General features: G+C 51.6%; 25 protein-coding genes and 2 pseudogenes. 18 read left to right on the top strand and 9 right to left on the bottom strand.

Annotated features, from left to right (window positions below; translation table 11 throughout):
- Window positions 1-532 precede the first annotated feature (532 nt).
- From HMPREF0650_RS03605 to HMPREF0650_RS03520, 18 genes and pseudogenes are all read left to right on the top strand, one after another.
- Window positions 533-1,294, top strand: coding sequence for a ParA family protein (locus HMPREF0650_RS03605; RefSeq protein ID WP_004348452.1), 762 nt, complete (start codon window positions 533-535; stop codon window positions 1,292-1,294).
- Window positions 1,295-1,296: 2 nt separating this feature from the next.
- A complete protein-coding gene (locus tag HMPREF0650_RS03600; RefSeq protein WP_004291503.1) occupies window positions 1,297-1,737 on the top strand; it encodes a DUF3408 domain-containing protein in 441 nt (146 codons plus the stop codon).
- Between the two features lie 2 nt (window positions 1,738-1,739).
- The gene (locus HMPREF0650_RS03595; protein WP_004348451.1) at window positions 1,740-2,093 is read left to right on the top strand and encodes a DUF3408 domain-containing protein; all 354 of its coding nucleotides are present in this window, start codon (window positions 1,740-1,742) and stop codon (window positions 2,091-2,093) included.
- 15 nt (window positions 2,094-2,108) lie between these two features.
- Window positions 2,109-2,837 carry a hypothetical protein gene (locus tag HMPREF0650_RS03590; RefSeq protein ID WP_007487622.1) on the top strand — a complete coding sequence of 243 codons (729 nt, stop codon included), beginning with the start codon at window positions 2,109-2,111 and terminating at the stop codon, window positions 2,835-2,837.
- A 201-nt stretch (window positions 2,838-3,038) separates the two neighbouring features.
- Window positions 3,039-3,356 carry a DUF4134 domain-containing protein gene (locus HMPREF0650_RS03585; RefSeq protein WP_002560983.1) on the top strand — a complete coding sequence of 106 codons (318 nt, stop codon included), beginning with the start codon at window positions 3,039-3,041 and terminating at the stop codon, window positions 3,354-3,356.
- Between the two features lie 10 nt (window positions 3,357-3,366).
- A complete protein-coding gene (locus tag HMPREF0650_RS03580) occupies window positions 3,367-3,699 on the top strand; it encodes a DUF4133 domain-containing protein (protein WP_004291514.1) in 333 nt (110 codons plus the stop codon).
- Window positions 3,696-6,212, top strand: coding sequence for a TraG family conjugative transposon ATPase (locus tag HMPREF0650_RS03575; RefSeq protein ID WP_007487620.1), 2,517 nt, complete (start codon window positions 3,696-3,698; stop codon window positions 6,210-6,212). Before HMPREF0650_RS03580 ends, HMPREF0650_RS03575 begins: the two co-directional genes overlap by 4 nt.
- 34 nt (window positions 6,213-6,246) lie before the next feature.
- Window positions 6,247-6,627, top strand: a complete 381-nt coding sequence (locus HMPREF0650_RS03570) for a DUF3876 domain-containing protein (RefSeq protein ID WP_004348448.1) — start codon at window positions 6,247-6,249, stop codon at window positions 6,625-6,627.
- A gap of 23 nt (window positions 6,628-6,650) precedes the next feature.
- Window positions 6,651-7,280 (top strand): DUF4141 domain-containing protein, encoded by a 630-nt coding sequence (locus HMPREF0650_RS03565; RefSeq protein ID WP_002560978.1) that lies wholly within the window; start codon window positions 6,651-6,653, stop codon window positions 7,278-7,280.
- 4 nt (window positions 7,281-7,284) lie between these two features.
- Window positions 7,285-8,289, top strand: a complete 1,005-nt coding sequence (traJ, locus tag HMPREF0650_RS03560; RefSeq protein WP_002560977.1) for a conjugative transposon protein TraJ — start codon at window positions 7,285-7,287, stop codon at window positions 8,287-8,289.
- Window positions 8,290-8,320: 31 nt separating this feature from the next.
- The gene (traK, locus tag HMPREF0650_RS03555; protein WP_004348447.1) at window positions 8,321-8,944 is read left to right on the top strand and encodes a conjugative transposon protein TraK; all 624 of its coding nucleotides are present in this window, start codon (window positions 8,321-8,323) and stop codon (window positions 8,942-8,944) included.
- A gap of 39 nt (window positions 8,945-8,983) precedes the next feature.
- Entirely contained in the window at window positions 8,984-9,271 is a 288-nt protein-coding gene (locus tag HMPREF0650_RS03550; protein WP_004348446.1) for a TraL conjugative transposon family protein, read from the top strand.
- The gene (gene traM, locus HMPREF0650_RS03545; protein WP_004348445.1) at window positions 9,252-10,598 is read left to right on the top strand and encodes a conjugative transposon protein TraM; all 1,347 of its coding nucleotides are present in this window, start codon (window positions 9,252-9,254) and stop codon (window positions 10,596-10,598) included. The genes HMPREF0650_RS03550 and traM overlap by 20 nt, the downstream gene beginning before the upstream one ends.
- A 48-nt stretch (window positions 10,599-10,646) precedes the next feature.
- Entirely contained in the window at window positions 10,647-11,636 is a 990-nt protein-coding gene (gene traN / locus HMPREF0650_RS03540) for a conjugative transposon protein TraN (protein ID WP_004348444.1), read from the top strand.
- A 2-nt stretch (window positions 11,637-11,638) separates the two neighbouring features.
- On the top strand, window positions 11,639-12,214 hold the full coding sequence (locus tag HMPREF0650_RS03535; RefSeq protein ID WP_004348443.1) for a conjugal transfer protein TraO: 576 nt from the start codon (window positions 11,639-11,641) through the stop codon (window positions 12,212-12,214).
- Between the two features lie 7 nt (window positions 12,215-12,221).
- Window positions 12,222-13,122: pseudogene (locus HMPREF0650_RS03530) on the top strand (DUF8464 domain-containing protein).
- Complete coding sequence (locus HMPREF0650_RS03525) at window positions 13,119-13,622, top strand: DUF3872 domain-containing protein (RefSeq protein WP_004348441.1); 504 nt, start codon at window positions 13,119-13,121, stop codon at window positions 13,620-13,622. The pseudogene HMPREF0650_RS03530 and the gene HMPREF0650_RS03525 overlap by 4 nt, the downstream one beginning before the upstream one ends.
- On the top strand, window positions 13,619-14,146 hold the full coding sequence (locus tag HMPREF0650_RS03520; RefSeq protein WP_004348440.1) for a glycoside hydrolase family protein: 528 nt from the start codon (window positions 13,619-13,621) through the stop codon (window positions 14,144-14,146). The genes HMPREF0650_RS03525 and HMPREF0650_RS03520 overlap by 4 nt, the downstream gene beginning before the upstream one ends.
- Before the next feature lie 297 nt (window positions 14,147-14,443).
- Here HMPREF0650_RS03520 and HMPREF0650_RS03515 read toward each other — a convergent pair whose 3' ends face one another.
- The 9 genes and pseudogenes from HMPREF0650_RS03515 to HMPREF0650_RS03475 all read right to left on the bottom strand — a co-directional run bounded on the left by HMPREF0650_RS03515 (window position 14,444) and on the right by HMPREF0650_RS03475 (window position 19,015).
- Window positions 14,444-15,514, bottom strand: coding sequence for a hypothetical protein (locus HMPREF0650_RS03515; protein WP_004348439.1), 1,071 nt, complete (start codon window positions 15,512-15,514; stop codon window positions 14,444-14,446).
- Window positions 15,515-15,673: 159 nt separating this feature from the next.
- Window positions 15,674-15,982: a hypothetical protein gene (locus HMPREF0650_RS03510; protein WP_004348438.1), complete on the bottom strand. Its 309-nt coding sequence runs from the start codon at window positions 15,980-15,982 to the stop codon at window positions 15,674-15,676.
- A gap of 52 nt (window positions 15,983-16,034) precedes the next feature.
- The gene (locus HMPREF0650_RS03505; protein ID WP_004348437.1) at window positions 16,035-16,280 is read right to left on the bottom strand and encodes a DUF6956 domain-containing protein; all 246 of its coding nucleotides are present in this window, start codon (window positions 16,278-16,280) and stop codon (window positions 16,035-16,037) included.
- Window positions 16,277-16,507: a DUF3873 domain-containing protein gene (locus HMPREF0650_RS03500; RefSeq protein WP_007487606.1), complete on the bottom strand. Its 231-nt coding sequence runs from the start codon at window positions 16,505-16,507 to the stop codon at window positions 16,277-16,279. Before HMPREF0650_RS03500 ends, HMPREF0650_RS03505 begins: the two co-directional genes overlap by 4 nt.
- A 19-nt stretch (window positions 16,508-16,526) precedes the next feature.
- Window positions 16,527-16,784, bottom strand: coding sequence for a DUF8466 domain-containing protein (locus tag HMPREF0650_RS03495; RefSeq protein ID WP_007487603.1), 258 nt, complete (start codon window positions 16,782-16,784; stop codon window positions 16,527-16,529).
- 24 nt (window positions 16,785-16,808) lie between these two features.
- Window positions 16,809-18,140 (bottom strand): annotated as a pseudogene (locus tag HMPREF0650_RS03490) (PcfJ domain-containing protein).
- Window positions 18,137-18,553 carry a PcfK-like family protein gene (locus HMPREF0650_RS03485; protein WP_007487599.1) on the bottom strand — a complete coding sequence of 139 codons (417 nt, stop codon included), beginning with the start codon at window positions 18,551-18,553 and terminating at the stop codon, window positions 18,137-18,139. The pseudogene HMPREF0650_RS03490 and the gene HMPREF0650_RS03485 overlap by 4 nt, the downstream one beginning before the upstream one ends.
- 13 nt (window positions 18,554-18,566) lie before the next feature.
- Complete coding sequence (locus HMPREF0650_RS03480; RefSeq protein ID WP_004348431.1) at window positions 18,567-18,788, bottom strand: hypothetical protein; 222 nt, start codon at window positions 18,786-18,788, stop codon at window positions 18,567-18,569.
- A gap of 11 nt (window positions 18,789-18,799) precedes the next feature.
- A complete protein-coding gene (locus HMPREF0650_RS03475) occupies window positions 18,800-19,015 on the bottom strand; it encodes a hypothetical protein (RefSeq protein ID WP_004348429.1) in 216 nt (71 codons plus the stop codon).
- Window positions 19,016-19,214: the final 199 nt, after the last annotated feature.

The following is a 19,214-nucleotide window of genomic DNA, read 5'->3' as shown; positions in this document are numbered from 1 at the left end:
AACATAAAAATCCGTCAGGGGACGGATGGGAAGATACCTTTCAGGACTCCGGCTGTGCCACCATCGGCGAACCCTGCTGTCCGGGGGCAAAGTTACGTCCTTAAAGCGGTATCGGACAGACGCTTGACCCGGTCAATGACTGCCAACCGGCGCAACGTGCTGCCAATTGCTTGGGAAGTGATACAAGTTCCAAAATATACTTGTTTATTTGCAGCATGATTCAAGGAACCAACGATTTGAAGATATGAGAAACGGAACATTCAAATACCCGGAAAACCGCTTCTTCGGACACTTGCCGAAGCGGATACCCGAACCGTCGGAACCCCGGTTATCCGACAATCCGGTGAAGTACGGATTCAATGACTTCATGACGCAGTGTCGTCATTCATCACTTGTTCGCCGCACCGCTTCACCACAGAACCGGATACGCGATGACCCGCCCGTGTGTCTGTTCACTGAAGCGGATAATGTAGCAACCAAATCCGCATATAAATAGAAAAAGAAATCTTCAACAATTAAAATAAATGGAACTATGAGTAAGGAAATCTTCGTTGCATTCGCAACACAGAAAGGTGGCATCGGCAAATCCACTGTCACGGCACTTGCCGCCAGCTACCTGCACAACGTGAAAGGCTACAATGTCGCCGTCGTGGACTGCGACGACCCGCAGCACAGCATCCACGGGCTGCGCGAACACGAAATGGGGCTTATCGACAGCAGCACCTACTTCAAGGCTCTCGCTTGCGACCATTTCCGCCGGATCAAAAAGAACGCCTACACCATCGTCAAGAGCAATGCGGTGAACGCCCTCGACGATGCCGAGAGGATGATTGCCACTGAGGACATGAAACCCGACGTGGTGTTCTTCGACATGCCCGGCACGCTCCGTAGTAACGGCGTGATAAAGACGCTCTCGCAGATGGACTACATCTTCACTCCGCTGAGTGCCGACCGCTTTGTCGTGGAGAGTACCCTGAAATTCGTCACGATGTTCCGCGACAGGCTGATGACTACCGGACAGGCGAAAACAAAGGGGCTGCATCTGTTCTGGACGATGGTGGACGGCAGGGAGAGGAACGACTTGTACGGCATCTACGAGGAAGTGATAGCCGAAATGGGCTTTCCGGTACTTTCCACCCGCTTGCCCGACAGCAAGAAGTTCCGCCGTGACCTTTCGGAAGAGCGCAAGAGCGTTTTCCGCTCCACCATCTTCCCGATGGACACGGCACTGCTGAAAGGGAGTGGCATCCGGGAGTTTTCCGAAGAGATAAGCGACATCATCAGACCGCAGTGAGCATGGGCAGCAGGAAAGTGAACACGGAAGGCATCGACGAGGAACTGCTGTTAGCCTCCATCGGGCGGCGCACACAGGACGGGACACTGCGCCCCGCACAGGAAGTACCCGCAGCTGCACCGACCGAAGAGGACACCGCCGCACCGGAACCATCTCCTGTGCAACCCGTAACACGGGAAAAAGCGCAGAGGGAAAGTGGACGCCGGAAAAGGCAGGACGAGGACTACAACGAGCTGTTCCTGCGCCGCAACGAGATAAAGACCCGCCAATGTGTCTATATCAGCCGTGACGTCCACGGCAAGATCCTCAGAATCGTGAACGACATCGCCGGAGGGGAAATCTCAGTAGGCGGATATGTGGATACCGTGCTGCGCCAGCATCTGGAACAGCACAAGGAGAGAATCAACGAACTGTACAAGAAACAACGTGAAGATCTGATTTGAAAATGGAAAAAGAAATGACACCGAATGAAAAAAGACCACAGCAAGACTGCGGAGGTATGTTTGCCCAAGTGCAGGCGAGTGTGGAAATACTGTCGCCTGTCCCGGTAACCGACAAATGCTGCGAGAAGGACTATGAACGTCTGTTCATCCGCGACCCGGAAGTAAAGGCACGTGAGGGGAAAATGGCGTATGTGCGCCCGGAGTACCACGAGCGTATCATGCGCATCACCCGTGTAATCGGGCATGACCGGCTTACGCTGTCCGCCTATATCGACCATGTGCTGACGTACCATTTCAACCAGTGCGAGGATGCGATAAAGAGCCTTTATGCCCGAAATTACAATTCAGTATTCTAACCAAAACGGAAGGATATGAATTACACAATTAGCATGACAGACATTCTGCTGGCGGTATCGGTCGGCTGCAACCTCTGGTTCCTGTTCCTGCTCCTTTACGAGCGCATCATGGACACGCGGATTGTCCGCTTCTTCAAGGGCATTGCCGGATTATGGCGGTCACTGGACGGGAATGAGGCTAAACGCATAGCGGCACACGAGGAAGTCCCTGCGGAAAAGGCGGACATCATCGGCGAGAGCCGTTTCAGGATGGCATCCACCCGGACAACCGCTGCCATACCGACGCAAGAAGCCGCCACTTCGGAAAAAGGCATTGAGCTGTCGGAGGAAGAGGCTACTTTTGACGACGGAAAAACGGGAAACGCATCCCGCCCGGCACAAGTCCCGGAGGAAAAACTCGATGAGACCTTCACGAGCATACCGCCGGAGGAACTGGGATACGGGGACGACGAACCGGAAGAGGACGCCTCGGACACGCCACGGGCTTCGGGCAGCAGCTTTGACGAGATTGACGACGCCTGCAAGACCGCCAAAAACCCGGACGCGACACAGGCGGAACGTGAAAAGGCGGCGAAGGTGTTCACCGACATGGAGGGCACGGAGTTGTACGAGAAAATGATGGAAGGCTCTTCGGAGATAGGCATCCGCATCAAGGGGCTTATCGAGATTCGGCTGAAGAAATCTGAAAAGGAGTTCGTCGTGCCGGACAACATCGAGGAGTTCGACATTCGCAACTATGTATGACAACAATAAAAGAAATGAACATGAAAGAATGACATCAACCCACGCGGCGAGGAAACGCAAGGCGCATCCCCATCCGCAACGGACACGCCCACGTCCGTGGAAACAAACGGGCATCCACTAAAACCAAAGTAAAGAAACAAAGTATCAACCGCCCGACAAAGGACCATCCACCCTTTTGACGGCAAAAAACAAGAACAGTTTATGAACAAGAACATCTTGAAAAACAGAAAAGCAATCCTCTCCGCGGCACTTGTCATCGCCGCAACCGCCTCCGCTTTCGCGCAGGGAAACGGCATCGCGGGCATCAACGAAGCCACCTCTATGGTGAGTTCTTATTTCGACCCCGGAACTAAACTGATATACGCCATCGGTGCAGTCGTCGGGCTTATCGGGGGCGTAAAAGTGTACGGCAAGTTTTCATCGGGCGACCCCGACACCAGCAAGACAGCCGCCTCGTGGTTCGGCGCGTGCATCTTCCTGATTGTTGCCGCCACCATCCTGCGCTCATTCTTCCTTTAATAAATAATGTATGGCTGAATACCCAATCAACAAGGGTATCGGCCGTCCGGTAGAGTTCAAGGGCTTGAAGGCACAGTACCTCTTCATCTTCTGCGGAGGTCTGCTGGCTCTCTTCGTCCTGTTCGTCATCCTCTACATGGTCGGTATCGACCAGTGGATATGTATCGGCTTCGGCGCGGCATCGTCCTCCCTCCTTGTATGGCAGACCTTCGCGCTGAACGCCCGGTACGGCGAACACGGGCTGATGAAATTAGGAGCGGCACGGAGCCATCCCCGATACCTTATCAACCGGCGGCGGATAACCCGTCTGTTCAAACGACAACGAAAGGAAGAAAGACAATGAGGAATACATCGAAAATGACAACACTGGAAAACAGGTTCCCACTTTTAGCGGTGGAGCATGGCTGCATCATCTCAAAGGACGCCGACATCACGGTGGCTTTCGAGGTGGAACTACCGGAACTTTACACCGTGACGGGTGCGGAGTACGAGGCGATACACAGTTGCTGGTGCAAGGCTATCAAGGTGCTGCCGGACTACTCCGTCGTACACAAACAGGACTGGTTCATCAAGGAACGCTACAAACCGGAGCTTCAGAAGGACGACATGAGCTTTTTAAGCCGCTCTTTCGAGCGTCACTTCAACGAGCGTCCGTACCTGAAACACACCTGCTACCTCTACCTGACCAAGACAACAAAGGAGCGTAACCGGATGCAGAGCAATTTCAGCACGCTGTGCCGGGGACATATCATCCCGATGGAGCTGGACAGGGAAACCACGACCAAGTTCTTGGAAACCTGCGAACAGTTCGAGCGTATCATGAACGACAGCGGGCTTGTCAGGCTGCGCCGCTTCTCCACCGACGAGATCGTGGGGACGGAGGGTAAGGCGGGACTTATTGAACGCTACTTCTCGCTCATGCCAGAAGGTGACACCACCTTGCAGGACATCGAGCTTTCGGCAAGGGAGATGCGCATCGGCGACAACCGCCTGTGTCTGCACACCCTCTCCGACGCGGAAGACCTGCCGGGCAAGGTGGCTACCGACACCCGTTACGAGAAGCTCTCCACCGACCGGAGTGACTGCCGACTGTCATTCGCCTCCCCGGTGGGGCTTCTGCTCTCCTGCAACCATATCTACAACCAGTATGTGCTGATAGACAACAGTGAGGAAACCTTGCAGAAGTTCGAGAAGTCCGCCCGTAACATGCAGTCGCTATCTCGCTATTCAAGGAGCAACAGCATCAACCGCGAGTGGATAGACCAATACCTGAACGAAGCCCATTCCTACGGACTGACCTCGGTACGGGCACACTTCAACGTCATGGCGTGGAGCGACGATGCGGAGGAACTGAAGCATATCAAGAACGACGTGGGCAGCCAGTTGGCAAGCATGGAATGCGTGCCGCGCCACAACACCATCGACTGCCCGACACTCTACTGGGCGGCGATACCCGGCAATGCGGCGGACTTCCCGGCGGAAGAGAGTTTCCACACCTTCATCGAACAGGCGGTGTGCCTGTTCACAGAGGAAACCAACTACCGCAGCTCGCTCTCGCCCTTCGGCATCAAGATGGTGGACAGGCTCACGGGGAAACCGCTGCACCTCGACATCAGCGACCTTCCGATGAAGCGGGGTATCACGACCAACCGCAACAAGTTCGTGCTGGGTCCTTCGGGCAGCGGCAAGTCTTTCTTCATGAACCACCTCGTGCGCCAATATTATGAGCAAGGCGCACATGTGGTATTGGTGGACACGGGAAACTCCTATCAGGGCTTGTGCGGCATGATCCGACGCAAGACAGGCGGAGCGGACGGTGTGTATTTCACCTACACGGAAGATAAGCCCATCAGCTTCAACCCGTTCTACACCGACGATTACATCTTCGACGTGGAGAAGAAGGACAGCATCAAGACCCTGCTGCTGACGCTCTGGAAGTCGGAGGACGACAAGGTGACAAAGACGGAGAGCGGCGAGCTGGGCAGTGCCGTGAGTGCCTATATTGAGCGCATCCAATCCGACCGTAGCATCGTGCCGTCGTTCAACACCTTCTACGAGTATATGCGTGACGACTACCGCAAGGAACTGGCACAGCGTGACATCAAGGTGGAGAAGTCCGACTTCAACATCGACAACATGCTCACCACCATGCGGCAGTATTACCGGGGCGGACGCTACGACTTCCTGCTCAACTCCACGGAGAACATCGACCTGCTCGGCAAGCGGTTCATTGTCTTCGAGATAGATTCGATTAAGGAAAACCGCGAACTGTTCCCCGTCGTGACCATCATCATCATGGAAGCCTTCATCAACAAGATGCGGCGACTGAAAGGGGTACGGAAACAGCTTATTGTGGAAGAGGCTTGGAAGGCTCTCTCTTCAGCGAACATGGCTGAATATCTGCGCTATATGTACAAGACAGTCAGAAAATATTACGGCGAGGCAATCGTGGTGACGCAGGAGGTGGACGACATCATCAGTTCTCCGGTGGTCAAAGAGAGCATCATCAACAACTCGGATTGTAAAATCCTGCTTGACCAAAGGAAATATATGAACAAGTTCGACCAGATACAGGCGTTGCTCGGACTGACGGAAAAGGAGAAGTCGCAGATACTCTCCATCAACATGGCGAACAACCCTTCACGGCTCTACAAAGAGGTGTGGATAGGCTTGGGTGGCACACAATCGGCGGTCTATGCCACCGAGGTCAGTGCAGAAGAGTATCTGGCGTACACCACCGAGGAAACGGAGAAAGTGGAGGTTTACCATCTGGCGGAGAAGTTGGGCGGCGACATCGAAGCCGCCATCCGGCAACTTGCCGAGAAGCGGAGAAACAAGGAAACAACCAACAATTAAAAATGAATTTATCAACGAAAAAAGAAAAATGCGTATGAATTTACAGACAGTGAAAATGCTGCAAGTCAGCAAGTGTCTGATCGGATTGGCGGTCATGATGCTGCAATCCTGCGACGTGGCCGACAACCTCCGTGATATGCTGTGCGGGAACTGGGAGAGCGTGGAGGGGAAGCCCGATGTGCTTATCTACAAGGAGGGCGAAGCCTACAAGGTGACGGTGTTCCGCCGGAGCGGTCTGCGCCGCAAGCTGAAACCGGAAACCTATCTCTTGCAGGAGGAAAACGGCAACCTGTTCATGAACACCGGCTTCCGCATCGACGTGTCCTACAACGAGGCCACGGACGTGCTGACCTTCTCGCCGGGCGGCGACTATGTGCGGGTGAAACCGCAGCCGGGACACCCGACAGAAGAATAACAACCACTAAAATCCAAAGTAACATGAGAACAAGAATAACAATGATTATCTGCCTGTGCCTGCTTTTCGCAGGCAGGGCAAGCGCACAGTGGGTCGTAAGCGATCCGGGCAATCTGGCGCAGGGTATCATCAATGCCTCCAAAAACATCATCCATACCTCCAAGACTGCCACGAACATGGTGAGCAACTTTCAGGAAACGGTGAAAATCTATCAGCAGGGCAAAAAGTATTACGATGCCCTCAAATCGGTGAACAATCTCGTCAAGGACGCCCGCAAGGTGCAGCAGACCATCCTGATGGTAGGCGACATCACCGACATTTATGTAAACAGTTTCCAAAGGATGCTCCGTGATGGAAATTTCAGACCAGAAGAGCTGTCGGCAATCGCTTTCGGTTACACGAAACTGCTGGAAGAGAGCAACGAAGTGTTGACGGAACTGAAGAATGTGGTGAACATCACCACGCTCTCCATGACCGACAAGGAGCGCATGGACGTGGTGGAACGCTGCTACTCCAAAATGAAGCGTTACCGCAACCTTGTGAGCTATTACACCAACAAGAACATCTCCGTGAGTTATCTGCGTGCAAAGAAAAAGAACGACCTCGACCGCATCATGGGGCTGTACGGGAACATGAACGAAAGATACTGGTAAGCCTATGGAGTTCGATAACCTTCATCAGATTTTACGCTCACTTTATGAGCAGATGATGCCGCTATGTGGGGACATGGCGGGTGTGGCGAAAGGCATCGCCGGGCTGGGTGCGCTGTTCTACGTCGCCTACCGGGTATGGCAGTCGCTGGCGAGAGCCGAACCGATAGACGTATTCCCGATGCTCCGTCCTTTTGCCATCGGTCTGTGCATCATGTTCTTCCCGACTGTGGTGCTGGGCACGATAAACAGCATCCTCTCACCCGTTGTACAGGGCACGGCAAAGATGCTGGAGGCGGAAACGCTGGACATGAACCGATACAGGGAGCAGAAGGACAAGCTGGAATACGAGGCGATGGTGCGCAACCCCGAAACCGCCTACCTCGTGTCCAACGAGGAATTTGACAAGCAACTGGAGGAACTCGGCTGGTCGCCCTCCGACATGGTGACGATGGCGGGAATGTATATCGACCGGGGAATGTACAATATGAAGAAGAGCATCCGCGACTTCTTCCGCGAGATACTGGAACTGCTGTTCCAAGCCGCCGCCCTCGTGATAGACACCGTCCGCACCTTCTTTCTCGTGGTGCTGGCGATACTCGGTCCGATAGCCTTCGCCCTGTCGGTATGGGACGGTTTCCAAAGCACGCTCACGCAGTGGATATGCCGCTACATACAGGTCTATCTGTGGCTTCCGGTGTCGGACATGTTCAGCACCATACTGGCGAAGATACAGGTGCTGATGCTGCAAAGCGACATCGAGCGGATGCAGGCAGACCCGAACTTCTCGCTGGATTCGAGCGACGGGGTGTATATCGTGTTCCTCTGCATCGGCATCATCGGCTACTTCACCATTCCCACCGTTGCCGGCTGGATTATCCAAGCCGGAGGCATGGGCGGTTACGGTCGCAACGTGAACCAGATGGCGGGACGAGCCGGAAGCATGGCGGGCAGCGTGGCGGGTGCAGCCGCAGGAAACGTGGTCGGACGTGCCGGGAAACTGCTGAAATAATCAACTGACAATTAAAAACGAATAAACAACAATGGAATTTAAGTCACTTAAAAACATCGAATCATCGTTCAGGCAGATACGCCTGTTCGGTATCGTCTTCCTCTCGCTGTGCGCCGTGGTGACGGTGTGGAGCGTGTGGAACTCCTACCGTTTCGCGGAGAAGCAACGGGAGAAAATCTATGTGTTGGACAACGGCAAATCGCTGATGCTTGCGCTGTCGCAGGATCTGTCGCAGAACCGTCCAGCGGAGGCACGGGAGCATGTGCGCCGCTTCCACGAGCTTTTCTTCACGCTGTCACCTGAAAAAAGCGCGATTGAACACAACGTAAAACGTGCCTTGCTGCTGGCAGACAAGAGCGTGTACCACTATTATTCGGACTTCGCCGAGAAGGGGTACTACAACCGCATCATCGCCGGGAACATCAACCAAGTGTTGAAGGTGGACAGCGTGGTGTGTGACTTCAACGCCTATCCCTACCGTGCCGTGACTTACGCCACGCAGAAAATCATCCGGCAGAGCAACGTCACCGAGCGCAGCCTCGTGACTACCTGCCGCCTGCTGAACGCATCGCGGTCGGACGACAACCCCAATGGCTTCACCATCGAGGGCTTCACCATCATCGAGAACAAGGATTTACAGACAATCAAACGGTAACGGATTATGAAACGGAAAGTAAAAAGTATCAGAAAAACAATGTGGGGCGCATACTGGAAGCTCCACGACAAACGGAAACGGCTGGTGGCAAGGCTCAAAGGGTATTTGGACGGTTTGCCGCCGGAAACACGCCGCCGCATCATGCTGGGGATGCTCGCCGCCTTCGCGGTGCTTGCCCTCTATACCTTCGGCAGAGCCGTCTATGACATCGGCAGAAACGACGGCTCACGCATGGAAACGGGACACGCCGGACGGGTGGAACTGCCGACCCCGGTGGAAACAGACAATCACTTAACACCTTATTCATATGGAACAGACGAAGAATGAACCGACGAAAGAGAACAAAGCCGCTCCCGACACGGGAAAGCCGAAAAAGGGGCGCGAACCGCTGACAGAGGCTCAGCGGCTGAAACGGCAGAAGATGATCGTGTTGCCCGCTATGGTGCTGGTCTTCATTGGGGCGATGTGGCTGATATTCGCCCCGTCCTCCGGCAAGGAACAACCGCCGGGAACGGACGGATACAACACCGAAATGCCCGACGCTGACAAGGCGAACAAGCAGATTATCGGCGACAAGTTGAAAGCCTACGAGCATGGGGAGATGGAAGAGCGTCAGGAGAGCCGCAACCGTACCATCGGGCAGTTGAGCGACATGTTCGACCGCGAGATAGCGGGAACGGAGGACGGAACGAACTTCGACCTCGCCAATCCGGGCGGCAAGGAGGAAAAGGCACAGCCTGCCGCACCGCAGACTATCCAATCCTCCGCTGCCGCCTACCGTGACCTGAACGCCACCCTCGGCAACTTCTACGAACAGCCGAAGAACGACAATGCCGAGATGGATGAGCTGTTGGAGCGCATCGCCTCGCTGGAATCGGAACTGGAAAGCGAAAAAGGCAGGACTTCATCTATGGACGAACAGGTGGCACTTATGGAGAAGTCCTATGAGCTGGCGGCAAAGTACATGGGCGGTCAGAACGGAGGAAAGCCGGAACAGGCGGCAGAGCCTTCCACCGTGCAGAAGGGAAAGAAGAACACGGCGACACCCGTAAGGCAAGTGACCCGCCAAATCGTTTCCTTCCTTGCACAGCCCATGAGCAACGCGGAGTTTGTCGCCACCTTCTCGCAGGAACGCAACCGGGGGTTCAACACGGCTGTCGGCACTACAGAGGTATCGGACCGGAACACCATACCGGCGTGTGTGCATGGGGCGCAGAGCGTGACGGATGGGCAGACAGTAAGGCTTCGCCTGCTGGAGCCTATGGCGGTGGCGGGCAGGACAATCCCCCGCAATGCGGTGGTGGTCGGCACGGGCAAGATACAGGGGGAACGGCTCGACATCGAGATTACCTCGCTGGAATATGACGGTACGATTATCCCCGTGGAGCTTGCGGTCTATGACACGGACGGACAGCCCGGCATCTTCATCCCGAACTCGATGGAGATGAACGCCGTCAGGGAGGTCGCCGCCAACATGGGAGGTTCGTTGGGTAGCAGCATCAACATCTCCACCAATGCCGGGGCGCAGCTCGCCTCCGACTTGGGCAAGGGGCTGATACAAGGCACAAGCCAGTACATAGCCAAGAAAATGCGAACCGTAAAGGTGCATCTGAAAGCCGGGTACAGGGTTATGCTCTATCAGGAAAAGGACTGAAAACAATAATCAATCAAAAAAACATTTACCACTAAAAATCCAAAAGTAATGAGAAAAGTAATCATCATGTTTGCCCTCGCTATGGGCATCGCATCTGCCCACGCGCAGGAGAATGTAACCGTTGAAACAACCAACGGAAGTAATGAACAGCCGACCTTGACAAAGGAGGTCTATCCGCAGAAGGAGGCGGACGGCGACCTGTATCACGGGCTGTCACGCAAGCTGACCTTCGACCGCATGATACCGCCGCACGGTCTGGAAGTGACCTACGACAAGACTGTCCACGTCATCTTTCCGGCGGAGGTGCGCTATGTCGATTTAGGCTCGCCCGACCTGATTGCCGGGAAAGCCGACGGAGCGGAGAACGTCATCCGCGTGAAGGCTACCGTGAGAAATTTTCCCAACGAAACGAATATGTCCGTCATCACGGAAGACGGCAGTTTCTACACCTTCAACGTGAAGTACGCCGCCGAACCGCTGTTGCTCAACGTGGAGATGTGCGACTTCATCCATGACGGCAGCACGGTGAACCGCCCGAACAACGCGCAGGAAATCTATCTGAAAGAGCTGGGCAGCGAAAGCCCGATGCTGGTGCGCCTTATCATGAAGTCCATCCACAAACAGAACAAACGGGAGGTGAAGCATATCGGCTGCAAGCGTTTCGGCATCCAGTATCTTCTCAAAGGCATCTACACGCATAACGGATTGCTCTATTTCCACACGGAGATAAAGAACCAGAGCAACGTGCCTTTCGATGTGGACTATATCACATGGAAAATCGTGGACAAGAAGGTGGCGAAGCGTACCGCCATGCAGGAGCAGATCATCCTGCCGCTCCGAGCGCAGAACTACGCCACCCTCGTGCCGGGCAAGAAAAGTGAACGCACGGTCTTCACGATGGCTAAGTTCACCATCCCCGACGACAAATGCCTTGTGGTGGAACTGAACGAGAAGAACGGCGGCCGTCACCAGTCCTTCGTGATTGAGAACGAGGATTTGGTACGCGCGGGTACCATCAACGAACTTCAAGTACGCTGACCATGAGAAAGTACATCGCAATAATCATCGCGTCGCTTGCCCTTTTCACGGGGCAGGCGCACGCCCAGCGATGCCTGCCGAAAATGCAGGGTATCGAGGTGAGGGCGGATATGGCGGATGGCTTTAATCCCGGCGGCAAGGATGGCGGGTACAGTTTCGGGGCGGCACTCTCCACTTACACGAAGAAGGGGAACAAGTGGGTGTTCGGTGGCGAATACCTCCTGAAGAACAACCCCTATAAGGACACCAAGATACCCGTGGCGCAGTTCACGGCGGATGGCGGATATTACTTCAAGATACTGTCGGACGCCCGAAAAATCGTGTTCGTCTATGCTGGGGCTTCGGCTCTCGCCGGATATGAGTCTGTGAATTGGGGGAAGAAAATGCTGCATGACGGCTCCACGCTGCACGACCGGGACGCCTTCATCTACGGCGGCGCGCTGACGCTCGATGTGGAATGCTACGTGGCAGACCGTATAGCCCTGCTTGCCAATCTGCGGGAGCGTTGCCTTTGGGGTGGCGACACGCGGAAGTTTCACACGCAGTTCGGGGTCGGTATCAAGTTCATCATCAACTGACACGGGCATGGAAAGGACGGAAATAGATGCTGTCAGAAGGATGCCGCTTGCGGATTTTCTCGCACGGCTGGGGCATGAGCCTGTTAGAAGGAGCGGTAACGAGCTGTGGTATCTTGCCCCGTACAGGGGCGAGCGCACACCCTCTTTCCGTGTGAACGTGGCGAAACAGCTCTGGTACGACTTCGGTTTGGGCAAGGGCGGCGACATCTTCACGCTTGCCGGGGAGTTTCTGCAAAGCGATGACTTTAGGACGCAGGCGAAGTTCATAGCGGAAGCCGCCAACATGACGGTGACCGGATGGGAAAAACCCGCCTATCTCCCGAAGCCGATTGAACCCGTCTTTGAGGATGTGGAGGCAGTTCCGTTGTTTCGTTCACCGCTGACGGAGTATCTGGCAGAACGGGGCATCCCTTACGCCATCGCATCCCGTCACTGTTGCCGTCTTAACTACGGCGTTCGTGGGAAACGGTATTTTGCCGTCGGCTTCCCGAACATGGCAGGTGGCTATGAAGTCAGAAGCCGATATTTCAAGGGTTGCATCCCGCCAAAAGATATGTCTTTGGTAATGGCTAAAGAAATTCCGGCTGACGAATGCCTCGTGTTCGAGGGCTTCATGGACTTCCTTTCTGCGGTGACGCTTGGCGTAACCGGTAACGCTGACTGCCTTGTGCTGAACTCCGTCGCCAACGTGGAGAAGGCGGCGGGATTGCTGGACGGCTACGGGCGCATCGACTGTTTCCTTGACCGTGACGAAGCCGGACGGCGGACGCTTGCCGCACTTGTGGGGCGATACGGGGAGCGTGTCACCGACCGTTCCTCCCTCTATGACGGTTGCAAGGACTTGAACAAGTACCTGCAACTGACAACGAAAAATTAAAAACAACCATCTAAAAATCGAAGAACAATGAACATACTGAACAACAGAAACAAGAGAACATCCATCTTCAAGGCGGTGGCGTTATGCCTGATAGCCGCCGTGTCATTCACCCTCGTATCGTGCGACGACGACATGGACATTCAACAGTCCTATCCCTTCACGGTGGAGGTCATGCCCGTGCCGAACAAGGTGACAAAGGGGCAGACGGTGGAAATCCGCTGTGAGCTGAAAAAGAAGGGCGACTTCGCTAACACGCTTTACACTATCCGCTATTTTCAGTTTGAGGGAGAAGGAAAGTTGAAAATGGACAACGGCATCACCTTCCTGCCCAACGACCGCTACCTGCTGGAGAACGGGAAGTTCCGTCTGTACTACACGGCGGAGGGTGAAGAAGCACACAACTTCATCGTGGTGGTGGAGGACAACTTCGGCAACTCCTTCGAGTTGGAATTTGACTTCAACAACCGGAATGTAAAGGATGACGGTTTGACCATCGTTCCCATCGGCAACTTCAGCCCCTTGTTGAAATGATGCGTGTATTCATGATAATGCTCTGTTCGCTTCTGGCGGTCTGTTCCGTATCTGCACGGACCAGCCGCCAAGAGGAAACGGACGGGCAGGCGGCAATCTACCGTCTGCCACTTATGGAACGGGCTTTTTTATGCTGTCGCTATTTTGAGGGCTGGCACTCAGAAAAACACCATCCATACGTGGGTTGGGGTCACAAACTTTTGCCAAACGAGAAGTATTCAGCACGAACCATGACAAAATGGGACGCGGATGAACTTTTGCGGAAAGACCTGCGCAAATTTGTCGCCATGTTCCGTAAATTCGGAGTTGATTCGACTTTGCTTGGCACGTTAGCTTACAATGTGGGACCGGCGAAGCTGTTAGGCAGCAAGACACTCCCCAAAAGTACCTTAATCAAGAAATTGGAAGCTGGCGACAGGAACATTTACCGTGAGTATATCGCCTTCTGCAACTACAAGGGTAAACGCCACGCCATGCTGCTCAAACGGAGAAAAGCGGAGTTTGCGCTGTTGTATATCCCATAAATGTAAATAGACAAAAGAACCTCCGATGAAACCACAACTTCATCGGAGGTTTTCCGGTTTGTTAAAATTGAATTTTTACTTCTTTCTCTTTAATATGTATCACATCTCCCATAATCGTCATAGGGCACATTTTCCCATTCCAAGGTTCATCATAACATTCATCTTTATCATACTTTTCTTTTTCACAAAACGAATGCAATGGGCATACATAACCATATTTGTGCAATCTCGTTAAATATGAAAATAATGCATTGTGCCCTATTAGTGCCAACATATCATCAGATAATTTTTCGGAATCTATTGAGGATGAAGGTGTGGATTAAAATCGCCACTGTCTGTATAGCTATAAGGCATTCCTAAAAAATCTATTAACGTTTTAATTCGTTCCTTAGATAAGGGTTGGTAATCAGTAATCAAAGTTAAGATAGGAACAAATCCTTTGGCAGGACGAATTCGTTCCAAAACTTCGCCAATATAATCGATTCCGACTCGGACACTTTTAAAAAAGACTTGTTTGAATGTGTCTATAAGAGTATCAAAAAAGTCACAAACTGACATTGCTTTTCCCTTGATGTATATTTTATCTTCATTGACGAACCGTTCAAACAATTCTATTGCAGATAAATCCGGATTTTCATTCGCGTATGCTAAGTTATCTATTAGAACTTCAGCAGGAGAAAGGCTAAACAAAGATATATAGCAAATAGTTATCAGTTTTATATTATCAGATGCTATTGCAGAAAAATGTTGTTCTGCAATAATCTTAATTAAATTATATGGGAGGTCAAATTCTTCATGAGTTGCAGTTTCATCTATGAGCATTTGATACAATGCTGCCATACTCTCCTTAATAATGTTAGCACCCAAAACAATGGTTTGTTTTGAACCATCCGTAAAACTGATATCTAATGTTATTATTGGTAAATTTCTATTATTTACCTTTTTATAGTTTCTATGGATGCAAATCCGTTCACTTACATCTATTTTAAAATTATTTCTCCGTGTATCTGAAAGTGGGCAATATCCTGTTCCACATTCTACAATATCCATTTTATTCTTCAATCCTTGAGAATAATCAATATTTAATGGGAGAGTGATAGTAGATGTAGCATTTTCTACAAAAGCATATGTTTCCGCCATTATATTATATCGAACCATACTATCATATAGTCCCCACGGAGTTGATACATTTTGAAGAAAGTGGATGTATTCATGAACAAGAGTTCCTAATGTTGGGACATCAAGTTCATCGATGTTTCCATCAAAAGAATTGTGAATACGAATCTGCATAAACGCCGGCTGATATTCACCTTTACTATTATTTCGTTCTGTTATGATGTGCTTTTGACTTATTGTTAATTCACACATAATATTACTATGATTATGAGTATCAATACTTTTACAAAGATACTCATAATATTTTATATATCGCTAACAAGCGATTGAAACAAAGGTTTCTTTGCTACTTTCTTTGTCCGCCATCATGCTCACTGAAAGAAAGTAGGGCGGCTCTCGCCGCCCCTCCACTCAAAAGCGTGTGTAAAGTCCCGTCACCATCGTGAACATTTCCTCCAACATATCAAAATAGATGCCCTCGTGTATGGCAATGTCCTTTGTTCTGCTCTCGAATGTCTTTTTGCTGAATGTCCTGCGGTAGAAACGCATATTGTAGAGGTCTGCCCCTGCATCATAGATGATGTCAAGGCGGTTGGCACTTGTCTTGTTCCTTGCAAGGCTCATCCGTAAGCCGTTGCCCATATCTATGAAGTCACGGCTTCCCGTCATGGCGGTGAAGCGTCTTCCGCCTATCTGCTGTAATATCGTCTGTGCTATCATATCCGTTGTTTTAGGGTTTTAAGTGTTGGCGGTGCGGACACCGCCAACTTGTTCAAAATTCTCGCATCTCGGCAATGGGTGTCTGTCGTTGCAGCCACTCTTTCACACACTCCATATTATACTCGCTCGTGATGACTGCCGTATGGCTGTCGGTGGCGGTGAAACGTGTGCTTTCGTAATCATCTATCCACCCTTTGAGGGTGTTCGTTCCCCACGCTTGGGCTTCGTCAAAGATACCGTCCAATGCCGTGATAGGTTCGCTGAATTTGACTATCAGCGTTTGATAGGTCGTGTTCATCGGTTGCCCTCCTTTCCCTGCTTTGCGTTCAGCCACTTGTTCCTTGCGGTTCGGCACTCGTCCAATGTGGGTTTGACACAAGCGAACAGTTCTCCGTCCGTATGGCGGTAGTCGTACTGCACAAGTGTCCGCTTGCGTCTGCCGATACCCGATTGGAAACGCTCATATTTCTCCGTACCTGCTTCCGTACAGGTGCTTACTCCGTTGATGGTCATTCGTGTTGCCATAATGTTGCTTTTTAGATGATTAAAAATGTACTGACAGAACTCTGTCCTTCATCACCATTTCGGGGTTGCTCGTGTAGCGTTGATGCAGGTAGAAATGGTGTGAGCCGAAGCCGTAAAGGAAAAACTTGTCAAGTTCGTGCTTCTCGGCAAACTCCTTCACACTCCTTCTCAATCCCTCCTCACTCGTTGTGAGAGTGAGGAGATTTACAAATTCAATGAACATCGTGGGAATTGCATCATCCCACACACAAATCATGCTTTCGATTCTTACTTCCATATCAATGTTGTTTTAGGGTTTATGCTATGCCGCTTTCATCCGCTCACGGATAAGGTTGGCGTTCTTGTTCACAAGGTCTATGATGCGTTCGTGGTATTCGGTGTCTTGGTTGTACTTGCCGTGGCACTGCACCACCTTGAGTGTCCGCAAATCCACCTCTACGGTTTCAATTATCTCACCGCCAATCCTTGCCGAGAGTATGAGGGTGTCGGCTTTCTTGTAGTATTCACTGCCGAACACGCAGATGTTCTGTGCCTTGCCCTCGCTGTAATACTCGTCTATGCTTTCAAGCACCTTGATGATTATTTCCTCGTCCGTGATTACCAATCCGAAGAATTTGGATTTGTTGGCGATGAAATCCTCCGCATCTTTTTCCCTTTGCAGTTGCCGCTGTTGCTCACGCTCACGCCTTTCAATCTCCCAGCGGCGGCGTTGCTCTGCTCATTCCTTCTCGTGTATGGTTTCAATCTTTCGGGTTGCGTTGTCGTGTGCCGCCATGAAATCTTCGGGGCAGATGTTCTTCGGGTTGCGGAGGTCTTGACCGAGTTTGTTGAGCATACGCAAATAGTCGCACCACATGGAGAAGTTGTCTATCAGATACTTGTGACGCTTGGCAATCAGATATGATGCCCAGCATTCATCGGCAGTACGGGCATTGAAAATAAAGTGTTTCATAACCTCAATCTCACCGCCTTTCATAAGGGTTTCAATTCTTGGGTCAGAAAGCAAGGCTTTGAAAAGACGCACGGGGGAAATGCCGTGGAAATCGCCCTTGAAGCCGTTACGTCTGAGTTGAGGTAATACCCTCATTTTGGGATATGCACAGCTTCTTGCCACAACATCATCGTATAGGCTGTTGTGCGGTCTTATCTCCATCGCGCTGCACAATGCCCATACATCGCAGTAATAGAATGTGAAGCCACGGAGCAACGCCATGTCTGTAACCTTACCGTCGGGTGAAATCCAACGCTGCACAACCTCGTGGCAGTAGAATTGCATCGGCTCGCCTTTCCTGCTTTCGCATCTGACCTGCGCCACACGGATTACCTGATAGCCTTTGCAGATGGTTATCACGCTGAAATATTGCGTTTCCTTGTAGATACGTTTGCGTGTGTCCTGCACTTTGAGTTTGGCATGGCATTGGGAACAGGTGCAACCTTCAAGGGTGTCGCATAGTCCACTGTCACTGTGCCACTCGTGACCGCAGTCGGAGCAGGTAATGTTCCCTTTCTTGGTGCGGTAGCCGATATGTTCAACGCAGTGGCGGTATGCCCATTCAATTTGTGTCGTTGATATGGGGCGGAGGTTGGCTGAAAGTCTTGCCACCTCTTTCTGTATCTTGGTCTTCGGTTTCATAAGCCTAAATCAAATAATGAGGGTTGGGGGTGGTTTTCTTTTCTCGCTGACGGTCTGTTGCGGTTCTGCAACTTGCGGAGTTCCTCCTCTTGGTATCTGCGGACTGCATTCTGACGTGCCTCCGCCTTTTCCTCTTCCGTGAGTTCCACAACATGGTTCACCACCACTTGGCAGTTCATAGGTTTGCCCACCTCTATCTCGTTTTCCTCATAGTAGTGGATGGCTTGCCCGAATATCTCTCCGTCCGTGAAGCCGTTGCAACCACTTTTCTGCACATGGTTCAGAATGTGGGTCACGCACTCGTCTATGTTCTTGGCAGGGTTGCGGTACTTCTTCGCAAAGAGCGTATCTTCCTCCGCCCGCTGTTCCAGATACATTTGTATCGTTCTTTTGAAATGGTCTGTTCCTTTCATATCGCTGTCGTTTTTAGATTGTCTGTTTAAGTATCTCTCTCCAATAGGTCGGCTCTACCTCGCTGAGAAGGAAGTCCATGAAGTCCCTCCGTGCGTCTTTGTTTAGTTCGTGGTACAATCTTCGGAACGTTTCAAAATTGCCGTTGATGTACGTTTCCACCATATACACGAAGATGTTGTCCACCTCGTAATATCTGCACTGCTGCGCTACCGTCTTGCTGTTTCTCTTTGTCATGTCGGTAAGGGTTAAAGAGTTAATGACCAAAGGATGAAGCCGAAGTAGGCAATGGTGGAAAGGATAGCCACGATTACACCTATCGCCACTCGGAACACTCCGTTTACAATCTCTCTGATGATGCCCCAAAGGATGCCGAACACCCCGAAGGCGGTGCGCATCATCAAGCCGCATATCGCCAACCCGATGTATTGCGCCACTTGTCTGAAATTTGCCGTTGCTGTCATATCTTCGCTGTTTTTAATTTTTTGTTTTTTATGCGGATTCAAGAGCTGAGGGAGTTGAGTTTCAAACTATCTTATCTGCCTCTCGTTTATCCGACATTTTTTTTATGCGTCTTTCTGTCGCATCGGTCGTTTTCGTTTCGGGTGCTTGAAAAGGTAGGGATTAGGGAATGCAAGGTTTTTCGGGGAAATACTACCCGAA

Source organism: Hoylesella buccalis ATCC 35310 (genome assembly GCF_000177075.1).
GTDB classification, from domain to species: domain Bacteria; phylum Bacteroidota; class Bacteroidia; order Bacteroidales; family Bacteroidaceae; genus Prevotella; species Prevotella buccalis.
Note: the sequence above shows the minus strand (reverse complement) of the source record. Positions and strands in the feature narration are given on the sequence as shown.

Coding starts and splice junctions, on each gene's coding strand:
- traN (WP_004348444.1), top strand. CDS start 10,647: ATGAGAAAAGTAATCATCATGTTTGCCCTCGCTATGGGCATCGCATCT.
- HMPREF0650_RS03485 (WP_007487599.1), bottom strand. CDS start 18,553: ATGAAAGGAACAGACCATTTCAAAAGAACGATACAAATGTATCTGGAA.
- HMPREF0650_RS03600 (WP_004291503.1), top strand. CDS start 1,297: ATGGGCAGCAGGAAAGTGAACACGGAAGGCATCGACGAGGAACTGCTG.
- HMPREF0650_RS03570 (WP_004348448.1), top strand. CDS start 6,247: ATGAATTTACAGACAGTGAAAATGCTGCAAGTCAGCAAGTGTCTGATC.
- HMPREF0650_RS03515 (WP_004348439.1), bottom strand. CDS start 15,514: ATGTGTGAATTAACAATAAGTCAAAAGCACATCATAACAGAACGAAAT.
- traJ (WP_002560977.1), top strand. CDS start 7,285: ATGGAGTTCGATAACCTTCATCAGATTTTACGCTCACTTTATGAGCAG.
- HMPREF0650_RS03535 (WP_004348443.1), top strand. CDS start 11,639: ATGAGAAAGTACATCGCAATAATCATCGCGTCGCTTGCCCTTTTCACG.
- HMPREF0650_RS03510 (WP_004348438.1), bottom strand. CDS start 15,982: ATGATAGCACAGACGATATTACAGCAGATAGGCGGAAGACGCTTCACC.
- HMPREF0650_RS03550 (WP_004348446.1), top strand. CDS start 8,984: ATGTGGGGCGCATACTGGAAGCTCCACGACAAACGGAAACGGCTGGTG.
- traM (WP_004348445.1), top strand. CDS start 9,252: ATGGAACAGACGAAGAATGAACCGACGAAAGAGAACAAAGCCGCTCCC.
- HMPREF0650_RS03585 (WP_002560983.1), top strand. CDS start 3,039: ATGAACAAGAACATCTTGAAAAACAGAAAAGCAATCCTCTCCGCGGCA.
- HMPREF0650_RS03575 (WP_007487620.1), top strand. CDS start 3,696: ATGAGGAATACATCGAAAATGACAACACTGGAAAACAGGTTCCCACTT.
- HMPREF0650_RS03505 (WP_004348437.1), bottom strand. CDS start 16,280: ATGAACACGACCTATCAAACGCTGATAGTCAAATTCAGCGAACCTATC.
- traK (WP_004348447.1), top strand. CDS start 8,321: ATGGAATTTAAGTCACTTAAAAACATCGAATCATCGTTCAGGCAGATA.
- HMPREF0650_RS03590 (WP_007487622.1), top strand. CDS start 2,109: ATGAATTACACAATTAGCATGACAGACATTCTGCTGGCGGTATCGGTC.
- HMPREF0650_RS03500 (WP_007487606.1), bottom strand. CDS start 16,507: ATGGCAACACGAATGACCATCAACGGAGTAAGCACCTGTACGGAAGCA.
- HMPREF0650_RS03520 (WP_004348440.1), top strand. CDS start 13,619: ATGATGCGTGTATTCATGATAATGCTCTGTTCGCTTCTGGCGGTCTGT.
- HMPREF0650_RS03595 (WP_004348451.1), top strand. CDS start 1,740: ATGGAAAAAGAAATGACACCGAATGAAAAAAGACCACAGCAAGACTGC.
- HMPREF0650_RS03475 (WP_004348429.1), bottom strand. CDS start 19,015: ATGACAGCAACGGCAAATTTCAGACAAGTGGCGCAATACATCGGGTTG.
- HMPREF0650_RS03605 (WP_004348452.1), top strand. CDS start 533: ATGAGTAAGGAAATCTTCGTTGCATTCGCAACACAGAAAGGTGGCATC.
- HMPREF0650_RS03565 (WP_002560978.1), top strand. CDS start 6,651: ATGAGAACAAGAATAACAATGATTATCTGCCTGTGCCTGCTTTTCGCA.
- HMPREF0650_RS03480 (WP_004348431.1), bottom strand. CDS start 18,788: ATGACAAAGAGAAACAGCAAGACGGTAGCGCAGCAGTGCAGATATTAC.
- HMPREF0650_RS03580 (WP_004291514.1), top strand. CDS start 3,367: ATGGCTGAATACCCAATCAACAAGGGTATCGGCCGTCCGGTAGAGTTC.
- HMPREF0650_RS03525 (WP_004348441.1), top strand. CDS start 13,119: ATGAACATACTGAACAACAGAAACAAGAGAACATCCATCTTCAAGGCG.
- HMPREF0650_RS03495 (WP_007487603.1), bottom strand. CDS start 16,784: ATGGAAGTAAGAATCGAAAGCATGATTTGTGTGTGGGATGATGCAATT.